20 protein-coding genes are annotated in these 19,776 nt (G+C 37.3%); 4 read left to right on the forward strand and 16 right to left on the reverse strand.

The annotated features are described in order from the left end of the window. The first annotated feature begins 43 nt into the window (after positions 1-43). Complete coding sequence (locus tag ACGH47_RS05310) at positions 44-880, forward strand: mechanosensitive ion channel domain-containing protein (RefSeq protein WP_267379516.1); 837 nt, start codon at positions 44-46, stop codon at positions 878-880. A 16-nt stretch (positions 881-896) separates the two neighbouring features. On the opposite strand, the gene cysE is transcribed toward ACGH47_RS05310, so the two are convergent. Both cysE and ACGH47_RS05320 read right to left on the reverse strand, forming a co-directional pair. After that, positions 897-1,709 carry a serine O-acetyltransferase gene (gene cysE, locus ACGH47_RS05315; RefSeq protein WP_363317352.1) on the reverse strand — a complete coding sequence of 271 codons (813 nt, stop codon included), beginning with the start codon at positions 1,707-1,709 and terminating at the stop codon, positions 897-899. A 168-nt stretch (positions 1,710-1,877) separates the two neighbouring features. Next, positions 1,878-3,146 (reverse strand): oligosaccharide MFS transporter, encoded by a 1,269-nt coding sequence (locus ACGH47_RS05320; RefSeq protein WP_411589529.1) that lies wholly within the window; start codon positions 3,144-3,146, stop codon positions 1,878-1,880. Between the two features lie 200 nt (positions 3,147-3,346). Here ACGH47_RS05320 and ACGH47_RS05325 point away from each other — a divergent pair, with 200 nt between their 5' ends. Beyond that, positions 3,347-4,351, forward strand: coding sequence for a LacI family DNA-binding transcriptional regulator (locus ACGH47_RS05325; protein WP_411622896.1), 1,005 nt, complete (start codon positions 3,347-3,349; stop codon positions 4,349-4,351). A gap of 42 nt (positions 4,352-4,393) precedes the next feature. On the opposite strand, the gene ACGH47_RS05330 is transcribed toward ACGH47_RS05325, so the two are convergent. After that, positions 4,394-5,866: a glycoside hydrolase family 32 protein gene (locus ACGH47_RS05330; RefSeq protein WP_411622897.1), complete on the reverse strand. Its 1,473-nt coding sequence runs from the start codon at positions 5,864-5,866 to the stop codon at positions 4,394-4,396. 284 nt (positions 5,867-6,150) lie between these two features. On the opposite strand from ACGH47_RS05330, the gene ACGH47_RS05335 reads away from it, so the two are divergent. Both ACGH47_RS05335 and ACGH47_RS05340 read left to right on the forward strand, forming a co-directional pair. Continuing rightward, on the forward strand, positions 6,151-7,110 hold the full coding sequence (locus ACGH47_RS05335) for an aminoimidazole riboside kinase (RefSeq protein ID WP_411622898.1): 960 nt from the start codon (positions 6,151-6,153) through the stop codon (positions 7,108-7,110). Between the two features lie 4 nt (positions 7,111-7,114). After that, on the forward strand, positions 7,115-7,666 hold the full coding sequence (locus tag ACGH47_RS05340; RefSeq protein ID WP_411622899.1) for a sugar O-acetyltransferase: 552 nt from the start codon (positions 7,115-7,117) through the stop codon (positions 7,664-7,666). Here ACGH47_RS05340 and ispC read toward each other — a convergent pair. The 13 genes from ispC to ACGH47_RS05405 form a co-directional block, all read right to left on the reverse strand. After that, on the reverse strand, positions 7,663-8,844 hold the full coding sequence (ispC, locus tag ACGH47_RS05345) for a 1-deoxy-D-xylulose-5-phosphate reductoisomerase (protein WP_411622900.1): 1,182 nt from the start codon (positions 8,842-8,844) through the stop codon (positions 7,663-7,665). The two genes, ACGH47_RS05340 and ispC, sit on opposite strands and share 4 nt — an antisense overlap. Before the next feature lie 2 nt (positions 8,845-8,846). Continuing rightward, entirely contained in the window at positions 8,847-9,608 is a 762-nt protein-coding gene (deoR, locus tag ACGH47_RS05350) for a DNA-binding transcriptional repressor DeoR (protein WP_267359017.1), read from the reverse strand. A gap of 54 nt (positions 9,609-9,662) precedes the next feature. Further along, positions 9,663-10,328 (reverse strand): deoxyribose-phosphate aldolase, encoded by a 666-nt coding sequence (gene deoC / locus ACGH47_RS05355; protein ID WP_411622901.1) that lies wholly within the window; start codon positions 10,326-10,328, stop codon positions 9,663-9,665. Between the two features lie 650 nt (positions 10,329-10,978). Beyond that, the gene (gene frr, locus ACGH47_RS05360) at positions 10,979-11,536 is read right to left on the reverse strand and encodes a ribosome recycling factor (protein ID WP_065558475.1); all 558 of its coding nucleotides are present in this window, start codon (positions 11,534-11,536) and stop codon (positions 10,979-10,981) included. Between the two features lie 29 nt (positions 11,537-11,565). Continuing rightward, on the reverse strand, positions 11,566-12,300 hold the full coding sequence (gene pyrH, locus ACGH47_RS05365; protein WP_065633747.1) for a UMP kinase: 735 nt from the start codon (positions 12,298-12,300) through the stop codon (positions 11,566-11,568). 120 nt (positions 12,301-12,420) lie between these two features. Then, positions 12,421-13,281: a translation elongation factor Ts gene (gene tsf / locus ACGH47_RS05370; protein ID WP_220216239.1), complete on the reverse strand. Its 861-nt coding sequence runs from the start codon at positions 13,279-13,281 to the stop codon at positions 12,421-12,423. Positions 13,282-13,369: 88 nt separating this feature from the next. Further along, positions 13,370-14,107, reverse strand: coding sequence for a 30S ribosomal protein S2 (gene rpsB / locus ACGH47_RS05375; protein WP_065558472.1), 738 nt, complete (start codon positions 14,105-14,107; stop codon positions 13,370-13,372). Between the two features lie 476 nt (positions 14,108-14,583). Continuing rightward, entirely contained in the window at positions 14,584-14,748 is a 165-nt protein-coding gene (locus ACGH47_RS05380; protein WP_411622902.1) for a hypothetical protein, read from the reverse strand. Between the two features lie 96 nt (positions 14,749-14,844). Then, positions 14,845-15,564 (reverse strand): Imm52 family immunity protein, encoded by a 720-nt coding sequence (locus tag ACGH47_RS05385; RefSeq protein WP_267341164.1) that lies wholly within the window; start codon positions 15,562-15,564, stop codon positions 14,845-14,847. A 9-nt stretch (positions 15,565-15,573) separates the two neighbouring features. Further along, complete coding sequence (locus tag ACGH47_RS05390) at positions 15,574-16,407, reverse strand: Tox-REase-5 domain-containing protein (RefSeq protein WP_411622903.1); 834 nt, start codon at positions 16,405-16,407, stop codon at positions 15,574-15,576. A gap of 9 nt (positions 16,408-16,416) precedes the next feature. Then, positions 16,417-16,758, reverse strand: coding sequence for a hypothetical protein (locus tag ACGH47_RS05395; protein WP_411622904.1), 342 nt, complete (start codon positions 16,756-16,758; stop codon positions 16,417-16,419). Beyond that, on the reverse strand, positions 16,755-17,264 hold the full coding sequence (locus tag ACGH47_RS05400; RefSeq protein WP_411622905.1) for a DUF4123 domain-containing protein: 510 nt from the start codon (positions 17,262-17,264) through the stop codon (positions 16,755-16,757). The genes ACGH47_RS05395 and ACGH47_RS05400 overlap by 4 nt, the downstream gene beginning before the upstream one ends. 6 nt (positions 17,265-17,270) lie before the next feature. Continuing rightward, positions 17,271-19,775: a type VI secretion system Vgr family protein gene (locus ACGH47_RS05405; RefSeq protein WP_411622906.1), complete on the reverse strand. Its 2,505-nt coding sequence runs from the start codon at positions 19,773-19,775 to the stop codon at positions 17,271-17,273. Position 19,776: the final 1 nt, after the last annotated feature.

Genomic DNA, 19,776 nt, shown 5'->3' on the forward strand with positions numbered 1-19,776 from the left:
AATCTTTAACTAACTGCTCTATAATCTTTATTGAGGATAATATATGGATTTTGAAAATATTTTAAAGCAGATAGTCACACTTATTGATAAATATGACGGCGTAGTAATTGGTTATATTCTTCATTTCTGCTTTGCTATTATCATTTTTATCATTGGTCGAATTATTGCCAAGTTCATTAGCCGTCAGCTAAAACGCATATTAACCATTCGCCAAGTTGATCCTACCGTTGTAAAATTTGTTAGTGCTTTATCTTATTACGCCATTATCATAATGACATTAGTTGCCGTATTAGGGCAATTAGGTGTACAAACTGCATCAATTGTTGCTGTCATTGGTGCTGCCGGTTTAGCGGTCGGTTTAGCATTACAAGGTTCATTATCGAATTTCGCTGCCGGAGTAATTTTGATCATTTTCCGTCCGTTTAAAGTCGGCGAGACAGTGGTGATTAACAATCAAAGAGGAGTAATTGATTCAATTCAAATTTTCTCAACCTCAATTGTCACACCGACTAATGAAGTGGTTGTCATCCCGAATGGGCAAGTGGTAAGTGCCAATATTATTAATTATAGTCGTTTACCTGAAAGACGTTTAGATCTAGTGATTAATGTTGGTTATAACTCCGATATCCAGAAAGTTTATCAGGTACTTAATCAAGCGGTTAATCAAACCAGCAATATATTAACCACTAAAAAACCAATTATTCGTTTAGATGTACTTGATGCATCATCAATGAATTTTAATGTTTTAGTTTGGACACTAAACGAAAATTATGGCGCTTTAAAAGCAGAGTTACTCGAAAATATCAAAAACGCATTAACTGAGAATAATATTAATATTCCTTATCCAACAATGGATGTCAATGTCACCGCCAACCACTAATGAGTGAGTTGTGTTTTTACTTCCGTCGATCAACGTCGACGGAAATTGAAACAACCTCTTTTTCATATAAAATATCCTGATTCATATTTAAGGCTGGTTTTTCACAGTCAGGACATCCAACCACTTTCGCTGGCACACCAGCAACCGTTGTATGCTCAGGAACAGGCTCTAACACGACCGAACCAGCACCAATTTTTGCCCCTTTTCCGATTTCAATATTGCCTAATATCGTAGAGTGAGCCCCTATCATTACCCCTTCACGAATTTTAGGATGCCGATCACCATTTTCTTTACCTGTACCACCCAAGGTCACAGATTGCAAAATCGATACATCATTTTCAATAACGACCGTTTCACCAATTACAATACCGGTTGCATGGTCAAACATTACACCACAGCCAATTTGGGCTGCTGGATGAATATCAACACCAAAAACAATGGCGATTTGACTTTGTAAAAAAATAGCCAGCGACTTACGATCTTGTTTCCAAAGCCAATGGGCAATTCGATAAGCCTGTAACGATAAAAAGCCTTTGTAATAAAGTAACGGGGTTGAATAGTAGTTTGTTGCTGGATCGCGGACATAAACCGCTAAGATATCTGTCACAGCTGATTGAATAATCGTGGTATCTGCCTCATAAGCTTGCCTTGCAATTTCACGAATTTCAATTGCCGGCATTACTTGGGTAACAAGTTTATTCGCTAAAATATAACTTAATGCACTACCCAAGTTTTTATGATTGAGTAAAGTTGCATGGAAATAACTCGCTAACATTGGCTCGCTTTCAACTAATTGAGAAGCTTCTTGCCGAATGGTATGCCACAACATATCTGCTTCAACCACTTTTTTCGTAATGTTCACAATGACGACCTATAAATATTAATCACAATAATCAACATTGTTTCGCAAACTTATCAAGTAAGCAAGTGTTGTATTTTATTATCATCATTTAAATAGCAAAATGGAAACAATCTGTTTCCATATTTTTGACGATTTTTACGATGATAATGAAGATTCTAGCTTAGCTTTTTTTTCATCACACAAGGTAAATATAGCAATGACCAAAATCAATAGAACAATACCGGCAAGGGCATAAAATGTGGTTGAATATCCGGTAGTATCAAATAGTTTTCCGACTAACCATGAAAGCACAATAACCCCAATATTTGATGAGATATTAAAGCCAACTAAATATAATGTCGAAGACAATCTTTCATCAAAATTCGCAACAACATATTTAAATACGGCTAAAATAAATAACGGGGTTTCAATAGCATGAAAAAGTTTCACTAATGAAATTAAATACACATTATCTAATGTTGCTGATAATGCAATTCGGCAAATCATCACTAACGCCGCCACTAATAACGCTCTTTTAGCGCCAATTTTATAAATAATGTATGGAGCTAAAATCATACAGATAGCTTCTAAAAAAACTTGGAAAGAGTTCAAATAACCATATACTTTGTAACCCCATTCTTGTTGAGTAAAAAAAGTGGTATAGAAATTAGGAAATAATTGCTGATCGTAAATGGTATAAAAACTATTGGTTCCAATAATAAAGAAAACAAATAACCAAAACTTTTTCATGCCAAATAAGGACACTATTTCACTCATCGTTGGAATAGTTGATGTTTTTTCAACAACAAGATTTTTATCATTTCCCGATGAGGACTCCGAATAATGTTTAGGTTTAAATAGGATATTAATGGTAAAAAAGATTGCGGCAACAGCCGATGCCATCCAAAAGTTAATATGCGGGTTTATACCAAATAAAATACCGGCAACAAAGGTTGCTGCGGCATAACCAAATGATCCCCAAAAACGAGCAGGACCAAATTCAAAACCAAATAATCGACTTATTCGCTCAATAAAAGAATCAACTAAAGCACATCCAGAGATAAACCCAGCGCTTAATACCGGCGCACCAATGCAAGCACCAAGAATAAAATCGTGTTTTAATAAGGGTTCATAGACATAAATCATAAATGGACCAATCAGCAACATCATAATACTTTGAAACGTAATAACTGCTTTGCCGATTTGTAATTTATCTTGAATAATGCCATAAAAGATCATAAAAAACATAGCGGCGGCAGAGTTGGCTGCGTAAACAATTCCTAACTGCTCGCCCGATAATCCAATTGTACTTTTAAGCCATATGGCGTAAAAAGACCACCAAAGAGACCATGCTGCATAAAAGGTTATAAGATAACCTGATGAGAACCAATAATTTTTATTTTCTACCGTTTCTATCGTTTTCATATTTTAGTACTCTTATATTATGGAAGTTTAACGTTAACATGTTAATGTTAACATTATTGTCATAAATGAAACTAAATAGATAGAATCAGATATCATAAATGTTACATTCCTCACACTTTTTATCATTTTTATTTGTGGTATCATCACATTAAGTAATTACTAATTATTAACCTTTTAATGCTGAGCAAAAGGATTTAACTATGGCTTCACTTAAGGATGTCGCAAAGTTAGCATCGGTTTCATTGATGACTGTTTCGCGTGCAATCAATAATCCTGAAAAATTAAATAAAGAAACATATAAACGGGTAAAAAAAGCAATTGAACAACTCAATTATGTTCCCGATTTATCTGCACGAAAAATACGTGGTGATCATTCTGGTCCACATGCTATCGGTGTCTTAGCATTAGAAACCGCCACGACACCATTTTCAGTTGAACTGCTACAAGCTATTGAACGAACAGCCCAGCAACATGGCTGGAATACGTTTATTGTCAATTTATTTGACGATAAAGACGCGAATCATGCCATTAACACGCTATTGTCTTATCGCCCTAATGGCATTATTTACACCACCATGGGACTAAGAAAAGTTAAGCTTCCTGAAAGATTACTTGGTAAAAATGTGGTGCTCGCCAACTGTATTAGTGATTCCGAACAATTAGCTTGTTATATTCCTGATGACTACTCTGGTCAATACCAAGCAATGCAGCAAGTCATTAATAAAGGTTATCAAAAACCGCTTTGTATCTATTTATCCGAACATACTTTAGCCGGTAGCATTAGACGTCAGGCAGCAGAACAAGCTTGGCTTGATGCAGGTAAAAATTTAGATGACCTAATTAGTTATCATACATCCACATCTCAAGGTAATCTTGCGCAAGAATATATGATGACAGTTGAAATATTAAAACAACACTGTGCTAGAAAACCTGAATTTGATGTATTAATTTGTGGTAATGATCGGATCGCTTTTGTTGGTTATCAATATTTACTAAGTAATGGTTTCCATATTCCTAACGATGTTGCTATTTTAGGCTATGATAATATGGTGGGTACTGGCGAGCTTTTTTATCCCCCTTTAACGACAGTACAGCTTCCCCATTATGAAATAGGCGAACAAGCAGCTTTACATATCATCACAGGTCAAACCCAAAAAACAGTAACACAAGTTGCTTCAGCATTTTTACAACGCCAATCTTTATAGACACAGTGACAAACCCACCAGACGAGATGGTGGGTTAATGACTCATGATTGATAGATTGATTTTAATTGCCAGCTTTCTAATTTAATGATTTTAGCCTGCCCATTTTCTGCAAATAAATTCACCTTTCTTGTCGCAGGTAATTTAGGGTAAATACGACTAGACAAGCTATATAAATCCTTATTCACAAAAACTTCTACGGATGATGCATCAACATAAATATGTAAGCTTAACTTATCGGTTTTTGGTAATGGTACACTACGGTAACCTTTAAGCTCTAAACCAGAAAGACTTCTATCAAGTACAATGCGATTAGATTGTAAATCAATAAATAACAATGTCGCTTGTTTACCATCTTCAGTTGCTGCCAGTTGCAAGCCAAAACGTTCTGCATTACTTTCAGTAAGATCAATTTCGACATTAAGTTCACAACTAATTGATTCAATCGACGTATTTTTCAATTCACTACTCAACAATATATTGGTTAATGATTGAGGTTTTTCACGTAATACTTCAAGTTCTTTAATCGGTCTGTTGCGAACATTATTGTCTGCATCTAAGATCAATTCACGGGGTAAGGTAAATGCCCCCATCCATTTATCTTTTTTGCTCGGCATGACTGATTCCCACATATCCATCCAAGCAAAAATAATTCGGCGTCCATCTGCTGCAAGAAACGATTGAGGGGCATAAAAATCATGACCAAAATCCATTTCTTGAAAAGGTTTAATAACAGAAAATTTTTGTCCTGGTTGCCAATCACCAACAATATAACCTGATTGAAACCGATTACGATATTGGTAACCTTTAGCTTTCATACCTTGCGGAGAAAACATTAAAATCCATTTGTCACCTAACGGAAAAAAATCAGGGCATTCAAGCATATAAACATCAGGATCGATATCACTTATCACAACATGATCAAATTGCCATTTTTTAAGATCTTGTGAGCGATACAGTAAAACTTTGCCCACATCGTTGCGATCTCGCTGGCCGACAACCATCCACCATATCCCATCTTGTTGCCAAACCTTGGGATCGCGAAAATGCATGATGCCATCTTCTGGCGTTAAAATCGTTCCCTGTTTTTCAAAATGAATACCGTCTTTACTAATAGCAAGGCATTGGGTTTGCCGAATTTGCTCATCGTTACCTTGACCATTTAACCAAATATGCCCCGTATAAATTAAATATAATTCGCCATCTTTTTCGACTGCCGAACCGGAAAAACAGCCACTTTTATCAAACTCTTGATCGGGTGCAATGGCTATGGGTAATCTTCGCCATGTCACTAAATCATCACTAACAGCGTGCCCCCAATGCATCGGTCCCCAGTTTTCATCATAAGGATGATGTTGATAAAAGGCATGATACTGCCCTTTAAAGTAAATCAAACCATTTGGATCGTTCATCCATCCCGATTGTGGTGCTAAATGAAAATGTGGATAATACTGTTTATTCATGGTCGTTTCTAATTGCAAAACAGCTTGATTTGCTTTATCAATAGCAGTAGACATACAATCCCCTTTGTTCATCCGATATCAGATTTATCTGATTATAAGGTATATTAATTTAATTGTTAACGTTAACTATAGATAAATTAAGCGATAAAATATGTGATGGAAGTCACACATTTTTAACGTTAACAATGAATTTTTTTTGAAATGATTTAGTCTATGGCGAATGACTAATTATTAAACTTGGTTTAATCTGTGTGCAAAAGACGATATCAATTAGAAATATCGTCAACCTATTCACACACCTTAAACCCTATTAACCAAATATTATATCGAGTAATGAAATGAATAATACTAAAGTCTGGTCTCTTGGCGATGCGGTTATTGATTTATTGCCATTTGGCGAAATGAATTATCAAGCTTGTGCAGGGGGTGCACCTGCAAATGTTGCTATTGGCGTGGCTAAGTTAGGTCTTCCTTCGGCGTTTATCGGTCGTGTCGGTAATGATCCGTTTGGTCACTTTATGGAAAAAACATTCAAAGAATATCATGTTGACTGCCAAAGCCTTGAAAAAGACGATCTTCATCGAACCAGTACTGTCGTTGTCGATTTAGGTAAAAACGGCGAACGCAGCTTTACTTTTTTAGTCTCACCGTCAGCCGATCAATTCCTTTCAAAACAAGCAATACCCCATTTTAATCAAGACATTTTACATTTTTGTTCTTTGGCATTAGTTGGACAAACTTGTCGACAAACACTTAAAACCGCTATTGAAGATCTGACCGCTAAACAGGGGTTAATTAGTTTTGACATTAATTTACGGGAGCAAATGTGGAAAGATAAAGACGAAATGCGCACCATTATTACGCAGTTTTGTCACGATGCAGATATTCTTAAACTGTCTGATGAAGAGCTGTTTTGGTTGACAGAAAGTCAAGATTGGCATGAAGCATTAAATAAACTTCAGCAGCACTATAATGCTCCACTAAAATTGGTGACCAAAGGTCGAGATGGCAGTATTGTCGTATGGCAAGGTAAAATATTTTCGTTTGATTCCTACCATGTGAATAGTGTTGACACAACCGGAGCTGGCGATGCTTTTGTCGCAGGTTTGTTAAGTAGCATAGCGTCATCGGGAATGCCAGAAGATAAACTCATGCTTGAAAGTATGATGACCATTGCCAGTGCCTGTGGCGCTTTAGCCACAACTCAAAAAGGAGCTTTAACGGCACTGCCTGACAGCGCATTTTTACAATCATTTATTAGCGATAATCCCGCATTAACCGCTAAACAAATGGCGTAATGCAATGACTGAAAAAGAAAAAATGTTAGCTGGGTTATTGTATGATCCTAGTATCCATTTACTGGCTAACGATCGGCTTTACGCTCAAGATCTCTGCTTTCAACTCAATCAATTATCCCCCCTTGCCGAAAAACAGCGATATCAGCTGTTTCAAACGCTACTGGGAAAAACAGGAGAGCAGTTTACGATAATGCCGGGATTCCAATGTGATTACGGTTATAATATTGAAATTGGTGAAAACTTTTTCGCCAATTTTAATTGCATCATGCTTGATGCGGCTAAAATTACATTTGGTGATAATGTGCTTGTTGCACCTAATTGTGGCTTTTACACTTCAGGGCATCCACTGGATAGCCAAACACGATGCCGTGGTCTTGAGTTTGCAAAACCAATTACTATTGGTCACAACGTTTGGATTGGCGGTAATGTAATTATACTGCCAAATGTAACTATCGGTGATAATACCGTTATCGCAGCCGGAAGCATTGTTGATCGTAATATCCCTTCAAATGTGGTCGCCATGGGCGCACCCTGTCGAGAGTATAAAACGCTTTAATTCACCTTAACTGAATGTGCTCTAGCCCATGTATCGATAGCCACAACGTCCTCAATAGTGGTTGGTTCAGGTAAAACAAGTTTATCTAATGTTGCCGATACGTGTTTGGCAATATCCATAAAACCAATTTTATTTTGCAAAAATGCTTCAACCGCCACTTCGTTGGCCGCATTAAGGGTCGTGGTTGCAGCTTGCCCTCGACAAGAAGCCTCAATGGCTAATTTTAAGCAAGGATAACGATTAAAATCAGGTATATTAAACGTCAGTGATGACATTTGAGTAAAATCTAAATCAGGCACACCAGATGTGATACGTAATGGATAAGACATAGAATAAGCGATCGGTGTCCGCATATCAGGCACACCTAATTGAGCAATAACACTGCCATCTTGATAACGAACCATTGAATGAATAATTGATTGTGGATGGACAATGATTTCCATTTGCTCAGCACTAGCATTAAATAACCAACGTGCTTCAATATATTCTAAACCTTTATTCATCATCGTAGCGGAATCAACGGAAATCTTTTTTCCCATTGACCAATTAGGATGAGCAATCGCTTGTGCAGGTGACACCGAAGATAATTGATTGACTGCCCAATCTCGAAAAGGCCCCCCAGAGCCGGTTAACACGATTTTGGTCACACCATGATCAACCAAATTAGCAAACCCGAGATCATGCTGAACGGCGGTAGGCAGACTTTGAAAAATCGCATTATGTTCACTATCAACCGGTAACAGTTCAGCGCCATATCGCTTTACGGCTTGCATAAACAGATGTCCACAAGTAACCAAAGACTCTTTGTTAGCCAGTAAAATACGTTTTCCTTTTTCAATTGCAGCAAGCGTCGGTTTTAATCCTGCTGCGCCCACAATGGCAGCCATGACTTGGTGAACTTCGGGCAACTGTGCTAAATCACAAATAGCTTGTTCACCACTTAATACTTCAATATCCAATTTTAGATCAACAAGATTTGCTTTAAGCTGTTGTGCAGCTTGTTCACTTGCCATTGCCACATAATGGGGTTTAAATTCTTGGCATTGTTCAGTCATTTTTTTTACATTACTGCCACCCACTAGCACATAAGCGTTAAATAATGTTGGATTTTGCCGAATGACCGCCAAAGTGCTACAGCCTATTGATCCTGTTGAACCTAAAATTGCGATGTTTTTCATAATTAATAAATTAAACCAATGTTATTTTCTTTAAAATATGAAACATATTCTAAATCAGGTACTTTGTCTGTCATTACCAAATTAAATTCATCAAGGTTACAAATAAAAGCTGGCTTAACTTGGTTAAACTTAGTGTGATCAACAATTAATATATTTTGATTAGATTTTTTCATGGCTTTATGTTTCATATTTAACTCATCAAAATGGTAACAAGTGGTACCTTGAGTTAGATCGATACCCGCTGCCGAAATAAAGGCTTTATTTGGGCAAACAACATCGAGCTGATTATCTGAACAAATACTGGTGAAAATTGCATTATTAAGTTGATAATGCCCACCACATAAAATGATTTTACACTTTGGCTTTTTTTGTAATGCCAGAAAGGAATTGAGCGAGTAGCAGATGGCAGTGAAAGAAATATCATCACTAATTTCATCAATGATAAATTGCATAGTCGTACCACAATCAAAAAAAATTGTATCGTTTTCATCAACAAATTGACTAACCAACTTACCAATATAACGTTTTTCAATTACTTGCTTATCTTGCTGATCAGACACAAAATATTGCGATATGGTATGACGTGCCTGATTAACCACATAACCGCCTAAAACAGCCAAACATGAGGAGTGATTATTAAGATCACGACGAATTGTCATTTCAGAAACACCAAGCATTTGTGCTGCTTGTTTTAAATGAATTTTATCGATTATTTTTAAATGTTCAATAAGTGCATTGACTCTTTTTTTGGGTTGTGTTTCCATTGCTATTCCATCTATAGCCATAAGCTACTGTATCAGTAGCTTATGAAGGATGAATTAATAACCGCTAGAGGAAGTTTTATCGCCTGATACAATCGCAATACCCGCGCTAGCGCCTAATCGATTTGCACCAGCATAAACCATTTTTTCAGCCGTTTGACGATCTCTAATGCCACCTGATGCTTTAACACCCATTTTATCACCGACTGTTTCACGCATCAATTTTACATCTTCAACCGTCGCACCAGATACACTAAAACCAGTCGATGTTTTTACAAAAGCAACACCAATTTCCTTGCAAATAGCACAAACTTTCACAATTTCTTCTTTAGTTAACAAGCAAGTTTCTAAAATGACTTTTAACGGAACTGCACCGCATGCTTTAAAAACAGCTTCAATATCCTTTTTCACTGCTTCCCAATCATTGCTTTTTAGCCAACCGACATTGATAACCATATCGATTTCTTCAGCACCTGATTTGACAGCCATTTCGGTTTCAAATGCTTTAGCCGATGTTAACATCGCACCAAGCGGAAAACCCACAACCGAACAAACCTTTACATCACTACCTTTTAATAAGCTAGCGACTAAAGGAACATAACCTGAATTAACACATACAGAATAAAAATAGTACTGCTTAGCTTCTTCGCATAATTTACGTATTTGATCTTCAGTCGCATTCATTGCGAGTAAAGTATGATCAATATACTTTGCATAACCCATAAAATGTCCTTTAATTATTGTTAATGATATCTAGTAAATATTGTTAGTAATGTTAGGATAATAACATTATATGACTATAGATGTTATTATCCTAACATTATATACTTAAATTATGATAATTAAAAACAAAACTCTGTGCTAACTACAGACAATTTAACAGAAAAATTATTTAATAAAGACCCAGCTTTAATGAATCGTGATTTCTCCATATCAATATTGACAGGTCTTTTTCAAATGCATTCCAATATTTTGTTAGCAATTAAAATACAGCGGTTAATACTTCAGTAGTTTCCAACAGGTTAATAATCTTAAAGTAAAGTTCATCAGCATTAATTACTTTGTTTTCAAACTGACCAGAAAAATAATTAACAAATTGCTCATAATACAAATCTGGATACTGCCCGATTGCCGTCTAATACAATGAATGCAATTTTATTGCCTAAAAAATTTAACAGGCGTAGTAACACTAATTTTTAATAAGTTGATAGGATAGGTAAGAAACTGGGTAAGTAATGCGCACTCTAACATTACCCATTGATTTAGAATATTTAAGCATTATTCACTAAATGCAAATCAAAACTTTAAAAGCTAATGATATAAATAAAATGAAAAAAGCCTAGTTAAATCAACTAAGCTTTTTAAACAAAGAATTAAAATTCCATTAACTCTTTTTCTTTATCAACAAGCACAGCATCTAATTTTTTAATGGCTGCGTCAGTTGCTTTTTGAATAAAATCTTGTGATTTACGTTCATCATCTTCTGATATTTGCTTATCTTTTAATAATGCTTTGACTTGATCATTCGCATCACGACGAATATTACGAATTGACACACGACCTTGTTCTGCTTCGTTACGAACAATTTTCGTTAAATCACGACGACGTTCTTCTGTTAGTGGTGGCAATGGTACTCGAATAACCGTACCTGCCGACGCTGGATTGAGCCCTAAATCAGAAGATAAAATTGCTTTTTCAATCATTGGTGTTAATGATTTATCAAATACGGTGATAGCCAATGTTCTTGCATCTTCAGCCACCACATTTGCTAATTGACGAAGCGGCGTTGGGCTACCATAGTATTCAACCATAATACCGTCTAATAAGTTTGGCGATGCCCGTCCTGTTCTAATCTTAGAAATATGAGTTTGAAACGCATCTATACTTTTTTCCATGCGCACTTGCGCTTCTTTTTGAATCTCATTTAGCATAATAAAAACCTTATATTGAATAAATAAGACTAACAGCTTACTGTTGCCTGATTATTAATTAATGTCCCTTCGGGTTCACCTAAAATCACTCGACGTAATGCACCTGGTTTATTCATGTTAAAGACACAAATCGGCAGGTTATGATCACGTGCTAACGTAAACGCAGCTAAATCCATTACTTTTAATTCATCATCAAGCACTTTTTCATAATTTAATGTTTTATAAAGTGTTGCATTTGGATCTTTAACAGGATCAGCCGAATAAACACCATCAACTTTTGTTGCTTTTAACACCACATCTGCTTCAATTTCGATACCACGTAAACACGCTGCTGAGTCAGTTGTAAAAAAAGGATTACCTGTTCCTGCTGAAAGAATAACCACTTTACCATGACGAAGCAAGCTAATTGCTTCTGTCCAGCGGTAATCGTCACATACTCCATTAAGTGGAATAGCTGACATTAAACGCGCATTAACCTCAATTCGATGCAACGCATCACGCATTGCAAGACCATTCATTACTGTTGCTAGCATCCCCATATGATCGCCAACAACACGATTCATACCGGCTTTTGCAAGACCAGCTCCACGAAATAGATTACCGCCCCCAATAACAACAGCAACTTGAACATTCATTTCAATAAGTTCTTTAATTTCTTGCGCCATGCGGTCAAGAACGGTGGGATCAATACCAAAACCTTCATCGCCTTGTAGTGCTTCACCACTGAGTTTAAGAAGAATACGTTTATAGAAAGGGGTTACCATATGAAGTCTCACTATTTCGTTATTTAATTACCTGACAAGCTAAAAATGGCTAGCTAGCAATAATTTAAAAAAATTTGTAGATAAACAAAACCGCCTTGACGGCGGTTTTTTACGAAACAATTAAGATTGTTTCGACATCGCAGCAACTTCGGCTGCAAAATCAACTTCCACTTTTTCAATGCCTTCACCCACTTCAAAACGGATGAAAGAAGCAACAGTCGCTTTTTTCTCAGCCAGTAAATCACCAACAGTCTTACTTGGATCCATAACAAATGGTTGACCAGTAAGTGAAACTTCACCAGTAAATTTACGCATACGGCCTTCAACCATTTTTTCAGCGATTTCACGTGGTTTACCTGATTGCATTGCAATTTCGATTTGAATATTGCGCTCATGTTCAACAACATCAGCTGGAACATCGCTTGGGCTAACATATTCTGGTTTGCTTGCAGCAATGTGCATTGCAATATGTTTAACTAATTCTTCATCACAACCACTGTTTGCAGCAACTAATACACCGATACGTGCACCATGTTGGTAACTACCAACTACATCACCTGAAATTTGTTGAATACGACGAATACCGATGTTTTCACCGATTTTTGCAACTAGTGCTGTACGTTCTTCTTCAAATTTTGCTTGTAACGCAGCAAGATCAGTAATGCTATCGTTCAATGCTGCAGTAGCAACTTTTTCGCTAAACTCTAAGAAACCTGCATCTTTAGCAACAAAGTCTGTTTCGCAGTTGATTTCTAAAATTACACCCGATTTTTTATCCGCAGAAATCTTAGAAATAATTACACCTTCAGCCGCTACACGACCTGCTTTTTTAGCCGCTTTTGCTTGACCTGATTTACGCATATTGTCGATAGCAACTTCGATATCACCATTTGCTTCAACTAATGCTTTTTTACATTCCATCATACCTGCGCCAGTTCTTTCACGCAGTTCTTTTACCATAGAAGCGGTAACTTCAGCCATTTTTAAATCCTCTATTTAACCATTGTGATGATTTTCATTAGAATGGGTCGATTATTTATATTATCGACCCTGAAAATATTTGAGTTTATTACTCTGCTGCTGGAGCTTCTTCAACAAAGCTTTCTTCAGATACTGGAGATTGATTTTGTTCACGACCAGCACGAACGGCTTCCGCAACTGCATTTGCATATAATTGAATTGCACGAATTGCGTCATCATTACCTGGAACGATGTAATCAATACCATCTGGATCTGAGTTGGTATCAACAACAGCAACGACTGGAATACCTAAATTGTTAGCTTCTTTGATAGCGATATGTTCATGGTCTGCGCCAATAACAAAAATCACATCGGGTAAGCCACCCATATTTTTAATTCCACCCAAGCTATTTTCTAATTTAGCCATTTCACGAGCACGCATTAGTGCTTCTTTTTTGGTTAATTTGTCAAATGTACCATCACTAGCTTGTGTTTCTAAATCTTTAAGACGTTTGATTGATTGACGTACTGTTTTCCAGTTAGTCAACATACCACCTAACCAACGGTGATTAACATAGTATTGTCCACAGCTTTCAGCGGCTTGTTTAATCGCTTCGCTTGCTGCTCGTTTTGTACCAACAAATAAAATTTTACCTTTACGTGCAGCCACTTTGTTTAATTCAGCTAACGCTTCGTTAAACATTGGTACTGTTTTTTCAAGGTTGATAATGTGAACTTTGTTACGCGCACCAAAAATAAATGGTTTCATTTTTGGGTTCCAATAACGGGTTTGGTGTCCAAAGTGTACACCTGCTTGTAACATATCGCGCATTGATACTGTAGTCATGATTTCCTCATTTTGACGTTGGGGTTATGCCTCCACATATCCGCTTTAACCGACCTTATTGCATAAAACAAAAGGCACCCCGGAAAAGAGTAATGATATGTGTGTGTTATAACGTTAATTAAAGTTTAAAATTTGTGCTGACTTTCACAACGATTTTTTTGAAAAATGAATGTGAAAAGTAGCGCGCGTTTTATACCATATTTAGATAAATATTGCTAGTTTTATTTATATCGATGTGATTTTTATTGGCAAAAAAAGATTTACAGTCATAATAAATGAGGATTAAGTTATCGATTAACGCCTTAAATATAATTTTTAGATACCATCAATTTCATTTCATAATTTAATAATGCATAATCCACATTTTTTATTACGCTATTTTTATTAAAAAATGATTTTTTTTGAATTGTTTTTTTATTTTAAAGTGGCTCAATTCGACCCGTACCGGCAAATCACACTGTTTAATCTTGGTTATGTTAATCACATTTACTATCATAATCGATGAAATATTGTTCTTCTGCCTGTACGACTTGAATTGTATAAACTTTTTCAAAATAATTGGCTGGCACATACCCGAAAGCAGGAGACATTCTTTCTTTAATAAAAACTTTAATATCACCAGTGATTTTGGAAATGGCCATCCATCAAAATCCACTGGCGGATCACCCGGCCCCTGAAAATAAACCCACTCAGGAATTAAATTTGATTTTTCTTCCCTCTAACTCAGAATAAATAGTTTACATGTCTGTATACAATGGCAATAGATCTAACTCACGTAGCCGAATATCAACTCGATTTACCGCTTTAATATCATCTGCATTTTCTTCATCAAAAAAATGAGGCATCGTTACCACCAGCGTTCCGGTTACCAGTCCATCCTCATTTTTGACACTTACCACATCCGACGACTCGGGCACCATTTCGTGCGTTAATTGAGTCTTGGGTAGGTATATCATCCAGCCTGCAGATAGTCTGTCGGGAAAAACAGCTTTTTGGGGTAAATAATTTCCATTAACCATAATATAGGCACTATTAAATTTCTGAACTAAGGCTAAAATAAACGCAGTGACTGTTTGAGATTTAGTAATCGTTATATCTATTGTAAAACTTAAATAAATTTTAAGGAAAAATCTTTTCTCAAAAGTTTTCTCATATAAAAAATAACTTAGAGCTGCCTCTTCAGTATCTTTATCCCAAACAGCCAAATCAAAACTATTATGTTCTTTTTTATACCCAAGAGTCAGCTTTTTCAAACCAACTTCGGTTATACCATTTTCATCAAATATCTGATAAATGGATGATTTTTTCTTAGAGGCGCCACATAAGTACCAATTTTCACTTTTATGAAGATAGTTATGCTGGATTTTTAATATCTGTTCAATTTGCGCAATACACACAGAGAGTGGTAAATAGGCTTCAGGTTTAAAATACATCTCAACAGCTAATTCTTTTTTCATAATGGCTTCCTAATAGAAAGATAATGGAACAAAAATAGACAACAAATGTGGAAAATTACGTTTTATGTTTTCAAAGTAAAGATACGCTTTTGGTGTCATCCACACCCAACAACATTTTGCAGGAGGATTAAAATCGCATACCTTATTTTGCCTTTTAGCTTGACTAACTAAAGAATTGTAATAACCTAGAGCCCAATTATTTAACACAGGCTTTCCTAACCCTTTTTGAAATAAAAAATCATAACGCGCTTTAACCTCTAAAAATAGACAAAACCGCGGAAGCCATCCATCAAAATCCACTGGCGGATCACCCGGTCCCTGAAAATAGACCCACTCAGGAATTAAATTTGATTTTTTATTACCTTCCTCAATGTACCACTCAACATCACAAATCGCTGATTGATAATCGAGTGACAGTAAGCTCATACCTCGACGTATTGGTTTTAACTTAACCCGCTTATAGGTATCGGGTGGGCAATCACAATTTTGCGAGGTTACTAATGTCGTTATAAGTGCTAAGGTTTCTGCTCGTAGCCGTGCTTTTTCATCATAGCTAATTCGACTGTACTCTTGTTCAAGGCCAATTGATTGCGAATGCAGCTCTCGTTCAATAATTTCGTCTATTGAAGCGTCAGCACTGTAGTTAAATAAATCGCTTTGTGTTGTTTCACTGCTTTTTGAAGAATCCGTTTCAGAACTATTAGGCCAAGTTGGCTTTGAACTAGTCCTAGTACCAGAATCTTTATTCATTGTTTGATCTGCATAAATAATCGCTGCACCAGTAGCTATAATATATAAAGCCAACTCTTCTAACGCAATACCAAACACAATAGGTACTACCATATTTTCTCCTTATTGCCATGATTGAATTTTACTGGCTATTCTTAATAAATCTTCAAATTGATTTTCAGGAATTCCGTTCGGCTTTTCTATCCAAGCTTTGAATTTTGGATTATCTCTAAAACCAGGCGTTGTTGTTTCGGCACATAAAAATGTTTCTATGAGCACCTTTTTATCAAACCCTAATTCCATAAGATAGCCATATGTTTCTTTTAACCGTTTAAACAGATCTTCAATTTGTTCATCAGGTAATTTCAAACGTTTATCATTTTTAAATTTATGTATGAGATCCCAAAGATATTCATCTTTTTCTTGCTCTAAAATTTTATTGATTTGTTCTGTACTAAATTTCATGATAATCGTCCTGTCATCAATGAGTAATAATGATTGTTAAGATAAAAAATCCACTCATTAATTTGTAACGTAAATAGTTTAAATTGTTCTGGTGTTAGTACGCTAGGGAGTTTATTTAATACTCGTGGATCGTAATAACGAAGTAACGCATAACGATTATCTTCCAATGTTAAATGCAATTTTCTTTCTAAATGATTTAATAAATAGTTAAAAGATAACGATGACATTATCCATGACACAGAGGGATACGTTTGTTCAAGTTTAATGATTTGGCTTTTTAAATCATCACTCAATTGCGAGACATTCAAAATCCAAGGTCCTGCAAAAGCAAAATCTTGATTATTGGGTTGAATGAATAACGGAGCCACTCCTTCACTTTCAACGATTTCATTTCGAAATAAACGCTCATATTCAAGACCATCGATTAAAGCATAAAGGTTTAATTTATATCGTGACTGTTTTTGGCGTTCTAATATTATTTGATTTACAATATGGTTGTTTAACATAACTAATTAACTCCCACTAACTACAAACATTTCACCATTCTCAGCAGCTTGAATTAAACAGCGTAAACAAATACGGTTTGTCGTGGCTGATAATGGGCTAGGCAGAGAAGGGGACGATACATTGATGGTCGCTACCCCCATTTTCTGCATCACATTACATTTCATGTACACATTATCCGGCGTGCCAAGCTCTATGCCTTCACTGCTGATTTTGATATAAGAGCCACCACACATTAATGTCAGCGCTTCGCTTGCTGTAATGGTCAGTTCGCCGTCCACACTGTCGATTTTGATATCTTGTTTAGCCGCCATATTGAGGTTGGCATTTTGGGCTTGTATGTCAATATCCCCTTGGTTGGCAAAGACCTTCATCCCCGATTTATGAGCAAATAACCCTATCGCATCACCCGATGCCAGTGTGATGTTTTTTAATGCCGTGATGTCAGTCTGGTTTTCAGCGGTGACACTTACGCTGTTACCGGTTGATAACTGGATGTTTTCAGGACTGGTTAACGCAATGCCTTCTTGCGCATAAGCTAATATGCCACTTTGCGCCAGTTCGGTTAAGTTTGCCTTGAGCTGGTCTTGGCTGTCGGTGTCAGCGCCGTGGGCTTCGGCTTGACTGGCGGCATTTTGTAGTGATTTGGCAATCGATAAGGCGTTTTCTATCTGGCTAATTGCGCCCTGCATATCCAGCTGTTTACCCTGCGCTTTTGGCTCGGTCTGGCTGGTCAGGTATAAGCCTTTTTCAGCCGCTATCGCCCCCCATTCATCAGTGCGCAGTTCAAACCCTTCACCCCGTAATTCTTTTTTTTGGTTGACTAAGTGACCCAGATTAAGTTGCGTTTTGCCGTATTCAGTCGCCAGCTTGATATGCTCTTGTCCCCGTTTGTCATCCATGCGCAATTTGTTATTGGTGGGGGTACGAATCACATTACGGTGTTTGTTTATTGTGGTGACATGGTCAGGGTGAGCACTGTCATGCAGAGCATGGGCAATATACGGGCGGTCAGGATTGCCGTCCATAAATGCCATGGCGACTTCCGTGCCGTCAATTAGCGGAAAATGAAAGCCATAAGAGCCTCCGGCATACGGTTTTGCCAGTCTTACCCATAAACTTTCATTGCCTGCTTTCCACGCTTTCAGGTCATAGTTAAATTTCACCCGATACCGACCCTGGGTATCAATATAGCCGTAGGTGTCATTGTCCGGACTGGTCACCCGTGCCGGTAAGGTTCCCCCGATTTGCGGCCAGGCTATCGGTTTAGGGCGGTATGGTTTGAATACCTGATACGGGATAGCGGTAAAATGTAGCTCGTAAGCATCCGTGCGGTTGCCTTGCCCTTCCACACTTAATATTATCACCCCGTCAGCAATATCAACTAACGGACTGCCTTTAATCTGTATACGTTGCCCCGGTGTCAGGTGATAGCGGTTGCTTTTGCCACTAATCACGATTTTTTCACTGATTGCCTGTTCATGCCGTATTCGGGCATACCATTGTCCGCTTTCTGTGATAGTATTCGGGTCGGTTGAGTCTTCGTTATCGTTATCTGCCTCACCTTTTAGCTTATCTGCCTGTCCGTTACTTCTCAGCCCTTTGTAGTGCTCGCCATAACGGTAATCCGTGCCATAGGTGGTGCTGTCTTTTGGCTGGCTGTTCACATCACCGTGTAAATTCGCTTTCGCATCCCTGTAATTGTAATCCTGCACTTTAACCGATGATTCCACCACCCGACTGCGTAACCGAATATCCCAGATACTTTCTGCGCCGCCATCCAGCATCCCGCTGGGTAACCGGTAATCAATATCGCTGACCTGCTCATAACCTTGTTCGTAATCGCTTATCACCATTACATCGCAATTGTGCTCAGCATGCGTTTCAAATCGAAACCAGACACCAATATCCGCCAGCAGACGCTGAATAAAGCTTAAGTCACTTTCCTGCCATTGGGTGATAAACTCACGTTCAGGATAGCTGCTGTTTAATTCAAGACGGTAATCGATGCCGGTAAAACCATGACTGCGTAGCACTTCTTCTACCACACTAATCACACTTTGGTTTTGGTATATCGCATTATTGCGATTTAAAGCTAATCTGGCTAAACGAGGCGATAACACTATCTGATAATGTGCCTGCTCTTTACTGACCGATAACAAACTAAAACGGGTAATAACGCCATATATTTTGCGTAAGTCACTCTCGACAGGCAGGTCACTTAAGGAACGAATCGCTGTTGCCAGCACATTTTTAACCGCAGGATTAAACGAAAATGACGCTTTTTGATTGAGTATATCATCGGGCGATAAGCCTTTATCCGGGCTGGTAAAGTCAATGGTGTAATGCCATGGCTGGTTGAGCTGTTCATCACCTTGTACGTGTAAAACAGAAACCGGCGAAATCAGATTATCAACCGTTAAGGTGTAGCGGTTGTGGCTTACCTCGCCCGTTAATTCATTCAGTAAACTTTCACCGACTTGATTGATAAGGGTTGTTATTTTGTTCGCCATG

Source organism: Gilliamella sp. CG16, from assembly GCF_046635785.1.
Lineage (GTDB): Bacteria > Pseudomonadota > Gammaproteobacteria > Enterobacterales > Orbaceae > Gilliamella > Gilliamella apicola_I.